At 37.5% G+C, this 11,403-nt stretch carries 12 protein-coding genes and 1 other annotated feature; of the genes, 11 read left to right on the plus strand and 1 reads right to left on the minus strand.

The features are described 5' to 3' along the window. The first annotated feature begins 190 nt into the window (after positions 1–190). The 10 genes from MHB44_RS05255 to ileS all read left to right on the plus strand — a co-directional run bounded on the left by MHB44_RS05255 (position 191) and on the right by ileS (position 9,534). Positions 191–1,024, plus strand: a complete 834-nt coding sequence (locus tag MHB44_RS05255; RefSeq protein ID WP_341301856.1) for a sigma-E processing peptidase SpoIIGA — start codon at positions 191–193, stop codon at positions 1,022–1,024. Positions 1,025–1,037: 13 nt separating this feature from the next. After that, complete coding sequence (gene sigE / locus MHB44_RS05260; RefSeq protein ID WP_083448453.1) at positions 1,038–1,745, plus strand: RNA polymerase sporulation sigma factor SigE; 708 nt, start codon at positions 1,038–1,040, stop codon at positions 1,743–1,745. Between the two features lie 114 nt (positions 1,746–1,859). After that, a complete protein-coding gene (gene sigG, locus MHB44_RS05265) occupies positions 1,860–2,633 on the plus strand; it encodes an RNA polymerase sporulation sigma factor SigG (protein ID WP_053993843.1) in 774 nt (257 codons plus the stop codon). 121 nt (positions 2,634–2,754) lie between these two features. Further along, positions 2,755–2,997 (plus strand): YlmC/YmxH family sporulation protein, encoded by a 243-nt coding sequence (locus MHB44_RS05270; protein ID WP_340804647.1) that lies wholly within the window; start codon positions 2,755–2,757, stop codon positions 2,995–2,997. A 117-nt stretch (positions 2,998–3,114) separates the two neighbouring features. After that, entirely contained in the window at positions 3,115–3,819 is a 705-nt protein-coding gene (locus MHB44_RS05275; protein WP_341301857.1) for a YggS family pyridoxal phosphate-dependent enzyme, read from the plus strand. Continuing rightward, complete coding sequence (locus MHB44_RS05280) at positions 3,803–4,300, plus strand: cell division protein SepF (RefSeq protein ID WP_341301858.1); 498 nt, start codon at positions 3,803–3,805, stop codon at positions 4,298–4,300. Before MHB44_RS05275 ends, MHB44_RS05280 begins: the two co-directional genes overlap by 17 nt. A 20-nt stretch (positions 4,301–4,320) precedes the next feature. After that, positions 4,321–4,602, plus strand: coding sequence for a YggT family protein (locus MHB44_RS05285; protein WP_053993845.1), 282 nt, complete (start codon positions 4,321–4,323; stop codon positions 4,600–4,602). Between the two features lie 325 nt (positions 4,603–4,927). Next, on the plus strand, positions 4,928–5,716 hold the full coding sequence (locus tag MHB44_RS05290; RefSeq protein ID WP_341301859.1) for an RNA-binding protein: 789 nt from the start codon (positions 4,928–4,930) through the stop codon (positions 5,714–5,716). Between the two features lie 95 nt (positions 5,717–5,811). Continuing rightward, the gene (locus tag MHB44_RS05295; protein WP_341301860.1) at positions 5,812–6,336 is read left to right on the plus strand and encodes a DivIVA domain-containing protein; all 525 of its coding nucleotides are present in this window, start codon (positions 5,812–5,814) and stop codon (positions 6,334–6,336) included. An 87-nt stretch (positions 6,337–6,423) separates the two neighbouring features. Then, positions 6,424–6,648 (plus strand) — a binding site (T-box leader). Positions 6,649–6,765: 117 nt separating this feature from the next. After that, entirely contained in the window at positions 6,766–9,534 is a 2,769-nt protein-coding gene (gene ileS, locus MHB44_RS05300) for an isoleucine--tRNA ligase (protein ID WP_341301861.1), read from the plus strand. A gap of 105 nt (positions 9,535–9,639) precedes the next feature. On the opposite strand, the gene MHB44_RS05305 is transcribed toward ileS, so the two are convergent. Next, positions 9,640–10,881: an AraC family transcriptional regulator gene (locus MHB44_RS05305; RefSeq protein ID WP_341301862.1), complete on the minus strand. Its 1,242-nt coding sequence runs from the start codon at positions 10,879–10,881 to the stop codon at positions 9,640–9,642. A 172-nt stretch (positions 10,882–11,053) separates the two neighbouring features. Between MHB44_RS05305 and MHB44_RS05310 the strand changes: the two genes are divergently transcribed. After that, positions 11,054–11,389, plus strand: coding sequence for a hypothetical protein (locus MHB44_RS05310; RefSeq protein ID WP_341301863.1), 336 nt, complete (start codon positions 11,054–11,056; stop codon positions 11,387–11,389). Positions 11,390–11,403 lie beyond the last annotated feature (14 nt).

Genomic DNA, 11,403 nt, shown 5'->3' on the forward strand with positions numbered 1-11,403 from the left:
AAGAAAGAGACAACTTCTAAAAAGCTCGTATTTTACATATGTAGAATACGAGCTTTTTCTATTGGGGCTAGGATGTTCAATCGTGTAAGGAAACCATGTTTTTTGTCAAAACATTTTCAGAAAATGATGCGATTGTTTGACAATATTTGTGGGAGGAACATGCTAACTTTGTAAGTAGGAGGCGGCTGTTATGTATGGAGAATGGCTGGTGCTCATTAATACGCTTTTTAATCTAGCGATACTCAAGTTTACGGCAAGAGTAACAGGAGTCTTTGTGAAAAATTCAAGATTATTAATGAGTTCGATTTGTAGTAGCTTAGTAGCTGTTATTGGGGGTCAAATGCTGTGGACAACGGTGTTAAGCTTTTTATTACTTATTGGGATCGCTTTTCGCTTTAAGCTTCGAAGCTTTCAAAAGCAAGGTCCTATTGCTTTAACAGCAACCATTGTGATTGGCGGTCTATTAACAGCTGTACAACCTTATTTAAAAAATCTTTCTGTCACTCATTTTATTAGTATATGCTTCTTGCTTGCAGTAGCAAATCTCATTGTATTTTATAAGCAATGGGGTTTCGTGAAGCTTGAGCGCTTAAGTGGTCGATTTGTCTTTGATACAACGTTGAGAATTTTTGGTGCAACAATACCGCTCTCTGCCTTTGTCGATACAGGCAATCAAGCGATTGAGCCCCTTTCAGGAAAACCTGTTCACTTTGTTTCTTATACAGCTTTGCGACCACATTTACCCGAAGCTTTCCGCAAATCCTTAATGGAGTGGCAAGAAACTGATCCGTACAATGTATCCATGTTTACAGAAGATTATCAGCGTTATATACGATTTATTCATGTTAATACTGTACAGCAGCAAACTGTTGTACTTGGTTTTCGATTTGATGAATGGCATATTAAGGGAGAGTCTTCACAAGTGAAAACAAATGAATATATCGTGTTAACCAAAAAAGCTAAAAATTTTCCGCATAGCACAGCAGCAATTTTACATTTTTCAGCGCTTTCAAATAACTCATAGAGGGGGAGAACGATTGCTTCTTAGGCTACTTGCTAGCTTGAAAAAATTATGGAGTAAGTTTCGAAGTCGTGAAACGTACTATATAGGGGGAAATGATTCATTGCCAGTGCCACTAAGTCGAGAAGAAGAAGTTACAGTGATTGCATCCTTTATGAACGGTGATTTACGAGCTAGAGATACACTAATTGAACGCAATTTGCGTCTTGTTGTTTATATTGCTAGACGCTTTGATAATACAGGTACGCCAATTGAGGATTTAATCAGTATTGGCTCTATTGGATTAATCAAGGCGATTGAAACATTCAATACAGATAAAAATATTAAACTTGCAACATACGCATCACGCTGCATTGAAAATGAAATTTTAATGCATTTACGAAAAACAAGTCGCATGAAGGGTGAGGTTTCTTTAGATGAACCACTCAACTCCGACGCAGATGGAAATGAATTATTATTATCAGATATTTTAGGAACAGAAGAGCATATTATTTTAGATAATGTAGAGCGAAAAATTGAACGGCAGCATATGTTCCATGCGATTAATTTACTTGGTGCACGTGAACGCTATATTATGGAATGTCGCTTTGGTCTCAATGGTAAAGCGGAAATGACGCAAAAAGAGGTTGCCGATCATTTAGGGATATCTCAATCCTATATTTCCCGCTTAGAAAAGAAAATTATTCAAGATTTACGTGAAAACTTAAATCAACCGATATCATAGAAAGGGAAATTTAACCTACCTAAAATTGGTCGTAGCTTTTGTGCATATTCTTGTTGCTCTCGGACAAACTGATGTCACGGTTTAGTCAGAGAATAACATCCGGAGGAATCGAATATGCGAACAAAAGTAGATCTTTGCGGCTTAGATACATCGACTTTGCCAATTTTAAAGCACGAGGAAATGAAGGAGCTCTTTATCCGTTTGCAAGCTGGAGAAACGGAAATCCGCGAGGAGCTTGTGATGTGCAATTTAAGGTTAGTGCTAAGTATTGTTGGTCGATTTGCCTATCGAGGTGAACAGGCAGATGATTTATTTCAGGTAGGCTGTATTGGCCTTATGAAAGCCATTGATCATTTTGATTTAAAGCATAATGTGCGATTTTCGACATATGCTGTCCCAATGATTATTGGTGAAATTCGTCGCCATCTGCGTGATCATCATGCATTGCGAGTTTCCCGCTCCTTAAGAGATATAGCCTATAAAGCAATGCAGGCAAAAGAGCAATGGATAACTGATAATTTGCGAGAACCTACGATTGAAGAAATTGCTGATATGATTGATATGAAAAAAGAGGACGTGTTATTTGCTTTAGATGCTATTCAAGATCCAGTATCCCTACAGGAGCCTATTTATTCAGATGGTGGAGACGCTGTTTATATGATGGACCAATTACGTGATGATGATGTATCAGAGGACCAATGGGTTGCCTATGTCTCGGTGAAGGAAAGCTTACAAAAGTTAGATGAGCGTCAGCAAATGATTGTGGCAAAGCGTTTTTATTATGGGGAAACACAAACCGAAATTGCCAAGGAATTAGGCATTTCACAAGCACAAATTTCACGCCTCGAAAAAAATGCAATTGAAACAATGCAAAAAGATTACAAATAAAAAAATGCGCATCCGATCATTCGGTGCGCATTTTCTCTTCATTCAATGAACAATTGATACATAAATATAAAGAGATAGCAACGTTTTAGAATGGAATTAAATGGTAATATATAGAGGAGGGATGTTAGTGCGATTCTCGATGTTACAGCAAAAAGAAGTAATTGAAGCAGGAAATGGACGTTTTATAGGGTTTGTTGTAGATGCTGAAGTATCAAAAGAAACAGGCTATGTTACGGCATTTTTGATTGCAGAGCCCCGCAAGTATCTTGGCTTTTTTAAAGGGGAAGAATCTGTAAGAAAAGTGTATATGAAAGATGTGCTTGTCGTTGGTAAGGATGTTATTTTAGTTAAAGCACTCTCCTAATACAAAAGATTCGCTTTTTATGCGAGCTTATGCTGATATAGGTCAGGCTATTCATTGATAAATCAATCATTGCTTGTTACAATAAGAGAAACTATTGTTGTAAAGTTGGGAAAAACAGTGACAAAAATCTTAACAAATTTAAGCAAAATAAATGATTTACTCATAGCAGCAGCAAAACGAGGCAATCGTGATACTAGTAATATTCAAATTATTGCAGTAACAAAAGAGGTTTCTGTAGAAAGAACACAAGAAGCAATTAATGCGGGACTCATTCATTTAGGAGAAAATAGACCTGAAGGCTTAAATCATAAAATTGCAGCAATTCAAGCCGATGTGCGTTGGCATTATATTGGGTCACTACAAACACGTAAAGTAAAACAAGTCATTCATCACATTGATTATTTACATTCCTTAGATCGTTTGAGTTTGGCACAAGAAATTGAAAAACGAGCAGAAAAACCTGTTAAATGCTTTGTACAAGTAAATGTTTCTGAAGAAGAATCTAAACATGGCTTAACCGTTGAAGAAGTTTTACCTTTTATAGAAACATTAACAAGCTTCACAAAAATTCAAGTTGTAGGTTTAATGACAATGGCACCAAATACAGAAGACAAAGCACTTATTCGCTCTGTTTTCAAGCAATTAAAACAATGTCAACAGCAAATAGCCGAGCAAGGATTCGCACATGCGCCTTGTACCGAGTTATCAATGGGTATGTCTAATGACTTTGAAATTGCGGTAGAGGAAGGGGCTACTTTTGTTCGAGTCGGTACGGCTCTTGTTGGAAATGAAAGAGGGGAACAGGATGAGCATGAAAAATAAAATTAAAAACTTCTTTTACCTTGAAGAGGAATTAGAAGAAGAGATCACGCAAGCTCCTATTCAACAGCAACAATCCATACATCAGCAGCAACCAATTCATACAGCAAAGCCTAAAAAAATGATGAAAGAACGCAAAGCACCCATTCATGAAATTATGCCACAAAGCACAGCAACACCTAACAATATTGTCAGCTTACAGGCAGCAATGAGCTCGAAAGGAGCAAAAGTTGTTTTAATCGAGCCTAGAGTGTATGCGGAAGCCCAAGATATCGCAGAGCATTTAAAAAATAAACGGGCAACAATTGTTAATTTACAACGTATTGAACGTGAGCAAGGAAAACGAATTATTGATTTTCTAAGCGGCACAGTATATGCCCTTGGAGGAGATATTCAACGAATTGGTAAAGATATTTTCCTTTGCACACCAGATAATGTAGAAGTAACCGGGGAAATTACGAACTTTATTTTAGACGATAATTAATAGCGAGGATTGTAGTTGATATGACTTTTTTGATTATACTTAAATATGTATCATTAGCATTTAGGATCTATTCATTTTTGCTAATTATATATATCTTAATGTCGTGGGTGCCTGCCGCTCAAAATTCATCATTTGGACGCATGCTGGCAAAAGTATGTGAGCCGTATTTAGGGATTTTTAGAAGATTTATTCCACCTATTGGCATGATTGATATTTCACCAATCGTGGCGATCTTTATGCTGAATTTTATAGAAAGAGGGCTTTATATAGTCATTCAGAAAATATACTTTATGTTTCTTTAAAAAAATCCTCACAATTTAGTGAGGATTTTTTTAGTGCTGTGAGAAGCGATGAATCAATGGCTGAGGGTGGCAGAAAGCCCGTTGAACTATATAGGATAAAATGCTAAAAGTGATGGATAGGATGAGAAATGTAGCGGATAGAACTCTGAATGTGCATGATAGATGATCGAAAGAGAAGGAAATAAAGTAATAGAATGGTTAGAAGAAGCGGATAGTCTCTTATCAAATGCAGGACAGTTCGCTTGAAATAATGGCATAGCCCACATTATAACGTTTAGCTAGCCCATAAAATGGAGAAGAATAGGGAACAAAGGAGATCAGAAAAATGGAACATTTAATTCAGCATTTTCGAAAAGAAGAACAGCCCTTTATTGAACAAGTGATCAATTGGCAGCGTGAAGTGGAAGACCGCTATGCACCAAAGCTCACAGATTTTCTTGATCCAAGACAGCGCTTTATTGTGACATCGATTATTGGACAGGATGATACGTTAAAAATAGCAAGTGCAGGGTTATTTGAAGAGGCGGAGAGGCAGCGTATGTTGATTTTTCCTACCTACTATGAACCAACTGAGGATGATTTTCAGCTTGTAGCGTTTACGATACACTATCCTGTAAAATTTGTTCAGCTACGACATCCTGATGTTCTGGGTGCATTGCTATCACTGGGCTTAAATCGTGGTAAGTTTGGGGATATTCGGGTGAACGAGCATCAAGTGCAATTTGTTGTTGCACAAGAGGTTGCAGAATATGTTCGTTTACATTTAACAGGCATTGGGAAAGTGAAGGTACATGTAGAGACGATGAAGGAAATGGAGCCTTTGCTTATCAATGAGGACGAATGGCTTGAAGAATCTCATACGGTGTCTTCAATGCGTTTAGATGTGATTATTGCGACTATTTTAAACGTGTCACGTCAAAAAGCACAAGCGCTTATTACAGGGAACAAAGTACGTGTTAATTGGACAGAGCGAGATACTGTTGCTTTTGAATTACAAGAGGGGGATATTTTATCGATACGAGGAAGTGGCCGTGTTAAAATTATTATGACAGAAGGCCGTACAAAAAAAGATAAAATTCGTCTACAAATCGGTCGATTGGCCCAAAAAGCTTGAAATTGAAGTAATTTTCATTAATTTTTACTGCTAAGTTGTCGCAACAATTGTATAATAGGAAATACGAATGTACACGTAAAGGAGAGAAGGATTGTATGCCATTATCACCTATTGATATACATAATAAGGAGTTTACAAAGACCTTCAGGGGTTACGCTGAGGACGAGGTCAATGAATTTTTAGATCAGATTATTAAAGATTACGAAATTTTATTGCGTGAAAAAAAAGAAGTTGATCGACAGCTAGAAATTGCTTTAGAGCAGGCGAGGCATTTTAACTCCTTAGAAGAAACCTTACAAAAATCCATTGTTGTGGCACAAGAGGCAGCAGATGAGGTACGTAGAAATTCACAAAAAGAGGCAAAGCTTATTGTGAAAGAAGCTGAGAAAAATGCTGATCGAATTGTCAATGAAGCGTTAACCAAGGCACGTAAGGTAACAATTGAAATTGATGAGTTGAAGAAACAATCCAAGGTATTCCGAAATCGCTTTAAAATGCTTGTGGAGGCACAGCTTGATCTATTAAATGCAGATGATTGGGATCATTTGCTGCAATACGATATTGATTTAACAGAAATTCAAGCGTCTGTAGAGGAAGCACAAGATTTAGAAGATATGTGACCTTTCTCTTGCCCATCGTAATTGAAACTTGACGTGAATGTTTGAATTTCATATACTTTATACTATCAATTATTTGAACAGATATGCATATAGGCAGAGACGAAGACAGTAATTGTTAGGTGTAGTGAAGCGATTTGGGGATAGTGCAAGCCCAAACAAACAACTAACAATGAAGATCACTTCTGAGCTAAATAACTGAAAGAAGTAAGTTATTTCGTAGCGCACAACGTTAACGTGCTTGAAAGAGGTAGTACAATTTGAATTGTACTGCAACTAGGGTGGTACCGCGAGTAGAAGCTTCTCGTCCCTTTTAGGGATTGAGGGCTTTTTTTATTTGCAAGCAGAAGCATTAAGAATTGGGATGTTTGCCGATAACTGTTGTAGATGTCTATACGATGTTTTATTTGTAATATTTAAGGAGGAATTTTAATGGTTGAATACAAAAATACTTTATTAATGCCCAAAACAGATTTCCCAATGCGGGGGAATTTACCGGCAAATGAGCCAAAAATGCAAGACAAATGGAATGACATGGATATTAATAAATTACAGCTGGAACGTACAAAAGGGCGTCCTGAGTTTGTTTTACACGATGGACCTCCCTATGCAAATGGTGATATTCATATTGGTCACGCATTAAATAAAGTGTTAAAAGATATGATTACACGTCATCGTTCTATGTCTGGCTACCATGTGAATTATGTGCCAGGCTGGGACACACATGGTCTACCAATTGAGCAAGCACTGACAAACAAAGGTGTTAAACGTAAGGAAATGTCTGTAGCGGAATTCCGTCAGCTCTGTGAAAAGTATGCCTATGAGCAAATCGACAATCAACGCCAGCAATTTAAACGTCTAGGTATCCGTGGTGAGTGGGAAAATCCGTATATTACATTAAAGCCTGAATTTGAAGCACGCCAAATTGAAGTATTTGGTAAAATGGCGGAAAAGGGTTATATTTATAAAGGATTAAAACCTGTTTATTGGTCACCGTCTTCCGAATCGGCTCTTGCAGAAGCTGAGATCGAATATAAAGATATTAAATCACCATCCATTTATGTCAGCTTTGCGATTAAAGAGGCAAAAGGCGTTGTACCTGCAGATGCGAAATTTATTATTTGGACAACAACGCCTTGGACACTCCCAGCGAACTTAGGGATTTCTTTAAATCCTGAATTTATCTATGTTGTAGTGGCCGTGGCTAATAAAAAATTCATCATCGCCAAAGAATTATTAGAGTCAGTGGCAACTACGCTTGGCTGGGAAGACTATGAGGTTGTACAGGAAGTAAAAGGTGAAGCGCTTGACCGTCTTGTAGCACAGCATCCATTCTATGATCGTGAATCTCTTATTATGGTAGGTGAACACGTAACTGCTGAAGCGGGTACGGGATGTGTTCATACAGCACCTGGGCACGGGGAAGACGATTATCATATTGGTAAGCAATATGGTTTAGGTATGCTTAGCCCTGTTAATAATAACGGCTGTTATACAGATGAAGCACCTGGTTTTGAAGGTGTGTTTTATAATGATGCCAATAAACTAATTACAGAAAAGCTAAAAGAAGTAGGGGCATTAGAAAAGCTTGACTTCTTTACACACTCATATCCGCACGATTGGCGTACAAAAAAACCTGTTATTTATCGTGCAACACCACAATGGTTTGCATCTGTTGAAGCATTCCGTGGGGAACTATTAGAGGCAGTAAAAGCAACAACCTTTACACCTGCTTGGGGTGAAACACGTCTTTATAATATGATTCGTGACCGTGGTGACTGGGTCATTTCACGTCAACGTGCATGGGGAGTACCGATTCCAATTTTCTACGCTGAAAATGGTGAACCCATTATTACACCAGAAACGATTACCCATGTAGCTGCATTATTCCGTGAGCATGGATCAAATATTTGGTTCCAAAAAGAGGCGAAGGAATTATTGCCAGAAGGCTTTGCACATCCAGGTAGCCCAAATGGTGAATTTACAAAAGAAAACGATATTATGGATGTATGGTTTGACTCAGGTTCTTCACACCAAGGTGTCTTAGTAGAGCGTGGTATGAAGTATCCAGCTGATCTTTATTTAGAAGGCTCTGACCAACACCGTGGCTGGTTTAACTCATCCCTTATTACATCGGTAGCGATCAATGGCTATGCACCCTATAAAGGGCTTTTAACGCACGGCTTTGTGCTTGATGGTGAAGGACGTAAAATGAGTAAATCGCTAGGAAATACCATTGTGCCACAAAAAGTAATGGATCAATATGGTGCAGATATTTTGCGTCTATGGGTGGCTTCTGTTGACTATACAGCCGATGTACGTATTTCAATGGATATGTTGAAGCAAGTGTCCGAAGTATATCGTAAAATTCGTAATACATTGCGCTTCTTACATGGCAATATCGCTGATTTCGCTCCAAAGAAAGATCGTGTCGCTTATGCAGAGCTTCGTGAAATGGATCAATATGTCTATATGCGCTTGCAAGACGTCTTAAAAACAGTTCGTGCTGCTTATGATCGTTATGATTTCGCTGCTGTCTACCATGTTGTGAATAACTTTGTTGCTGTAGAGTTATCTTCCTTCTATTTAGATATTGCGAAGGATGTTGTCTACATTGAGGGCTATGACAATAAAGACCGTCGTGCAATGCAAACGGTTATTTACGATACATTAATGACATTGGTGAAAGTAATGACACCAATTATTCCACATACAACTGATGAGATGTGGTCCTACCTACATGCACAAGGTCTTGTTGAGGAAGTTTCTGTCCAATTAACAGACTTCCCAGAGGTAGATGACCAAGCGAATTTTGATAGCCTTCGTGCAAAATGGGAGAAAGTCATTGATGTGCGTGATGATATTTTAAAAGCATTAGAGGAAGCGCGTAATGCTAAAATAATTGGTAAATCACTTGAAGCAAAAGTGACTGTCTATGCAAAAGAGGATATTGTAGCATTATTGAACGATGCAACTATTGATTTTGCACAGCTTTCCATTGTTTCTGCATTTGAGGTAGCGGCAATAGCAGAAGCGCCTGCTCATGCCCTAGCACTTGAACATGTCTCTATTGTTGTAGAAAAAGCAGCAGGCGAGAAATGTGAGCGCTGCTGGTCCATTTCTGAAACAGTTGGTGCTAATCAGGCACAGCCAACTGTATGTGCGCGCTGTGCAACGGTTGTAGAAAAATATTATGCTTAAAAAAACAAATTTTTAGTGAATAAAGAAAATGGGGCTGTCAGGAAGTTGTGAATGTGTCTGATAGCCCCATTATTACGCAAATCTCCTTGTTGAGGGATTTGCGTTTTATTTAAATAAAATCTCTTTTGTATTTCGGTAGTTTGTTGGCGATATACCCACGTATTTTTTAAATGTTAAACTGTAATAATTAGGTGTGTTAAAGCCACAAATAGAGGAAATTTTTTCTATCGTATAATCGTACCTTCGTAAAAGTGGTAATGTTTTAATAATACGAGTAAATGCCACATAATCAACAAAATTACGACCAGTTTCTTTTTTAAATAGTCTGCTAAAATGTGTTGGACTAAAGTTAATAAATTTCGCAACATCACTAATTGTAATTTGCTCGTCATAATGCTCTTCAATATAATAAATAGCCTTTTGAAGCTGCTCATGCTTTGTTAAATCCTCATAATAGCGTATATGAATATTCTGGATAGGCGGCTTTCTCCGTGCTTTGCGGGCTTGACTATAGGATTCTTTCACCTGCATAGCATCTTGAAATACACCACCAACCCCCATAAAAAGATGAATGCTATAGTCTTTTTTTAGCGTCTCAATGACTTCCAATAAACATGCCTCACCTTCCAGCCAATGCTTGAAGGAATTATATTCACTGGGAATACGCATAAGAAGTAGCAAATAACGCTCAAAATATAAAAAGGATATGGGTGCTTTTCCCGCAAAATTTTGGCGAAACACATTGGTAATAATGCTACTTGCATCATGAGGAATAGTAATAGTCCTCTGATCATTGACATCAATGTAGCCCTGAATTAAAAACACAATATTAGGTATACAGTTTGTTGATAAAAATGAGGCAGATTGTATAATTTCTAGCTCATCATTAATTTCTCCTCGTATAAGACGCTTTAGAAATGCTTCCCTAAAGGGTGAAGCATGACTTTGCGGTACTTGCTGTGATAGTTCAAGCAATGTAAGCGTACTCGCTTTTTTTTCCTGATAGGAGGTGTAGAGCTTTTTTATAATACGTAAAAATTTTGATTTTTGTAATGGTTTGATCAGAAGTGTAGGTAGAACCAGTTCAATTGCTATACCAGTTGAATAGGTGAGGTGTTCTGTAACAATCGGAACAATGATGCTGTTAGGGTAATTTCTTTTTAAACGATTGATTTTCACCCAATCGAATAAACGATTAATTTCGTAGATGATAATGCACTCATCCTCTGCTTGTGGCTCTGTACAATTCTCAAAAGCGTTTGGTAAAGCCTCTTCTAGCCATGTGCCCATCTGCTGTCTATCAAATGAGCTTTCAATATACCATGCCACCTTTAAAATGTTATCCACTCCCTTAAATAGAATGATAAAAGTATTTTACCTTAAAATAGCATTTTTTTGTACTAATACAGCAATATTTTATAACTATATTGTCTGAGAAATAGAATAGAATAATTGTAGTGAATAATAATTTGAAATTTCAGATAATTATTTACTGATATAAAGAAAGGGGAGTTGACGTATGGAAGAAGTAGGAAGTCATGATTATGACTATGTGGAAGCTGGAACAGTGGATGTGAAAGATCTTCCACCACTAGATGCAGCAACTAGCAAAATTATGAAAGATGAATTTACAACAGGTTTTGGCTTAACGATATTTTACTTTATTTTAATTTTTAGTATTCCTGTGATGAACTGGTTTGCGCCAGCATTTGCATTTAAGAAAATTTGGGGTGGCATGACCGTAACATGGTTTGTGACAACAGTCATTATGATGGCTATGGCATTTATTATTGCTTATGTGCACACGGCCTTATACGAAAAGCGCCTAAAAAAATACGATATAGCAAATAGGTAGTTGTAACGAAGGGG

Source organism: Lysinibacillus sp. FSL H8-0500, assembly GCF_038051955.1.
Taxonomy (GTDB): domain Bacteria; phylum Bacillota; class Bacilli; order Bacillales_A; family Planococcaceae; genus Lysinibacillus; species Lysinibacillus macroides.

What these genes read in the sequence shown, in the direction of transcription:
- MHB44_RS05255 (WP_341301856.1), top strand. Translation starts at nt 191, where the DNA reads ATGTATGGAGAATGGCTGGTGCTCATTAATACGCTTTTTAATCTAGCG.
- sigG (WP_053993843.1), top strand. Translation starts at nt 1,860, where the DNA reads ATGCGAACAAAAGTAGATCTTTGCGGCTTAGATACATCGACTTTGCCA.
- MHB44_RS05270 (WP_340804647.1), top strand. Translation starts at nt 2,755, where the DNA reads ATGTTAGTGCGATTCTCGATGTTACAGCAAAAAGAAGTAATTGAAGCA.
- MHB44_RS05280 (WP_341301858.1), top strand. Translation starts at nt 3,803, where the DNA reads ATGAGCATGAAAAATAAAATTAAAAACTTCTTTTACCTTGAAGAGGAA.
- MHB44_RS05285 (WP_053993845.1), top strand. Translation starts at nt 4,321, where the DNA reads ATGACTTTTTTGATTATACTTAAATATGTATCATTAGCATTTAGGATC.
- MHB44_RS05290 (WP_341301859.1), top strand. Translation starts at nt 4,928, where the DNA reads ATGGAACATTTAATTCAGCATTTTCGAAAAGAAGAACAGCCCTTTATT.
- MHB44_RS05295 (WP_341301860.1), top strand. Translation starts at nt 5,812, where the DNA reads ATGCCATTATCACCTATTGATATACATAATAAGGAGTTTACAAAGACC.
- ileS (WP_341301861.1), top strand. Translation starts at nt 6,766, where the DNA reads ATGGTTGAATACAAAAATACTTTATTAATGCCCAAAACAGATTTCCCA.
- MHB44_RS05310 (WP_341301863.1), top strand. Translation starts at nt 11,054, where the DNA reads ATGGAAGAAGTAGGAAGTCATGATTATGACTATGTGGAAGCTGGAACA.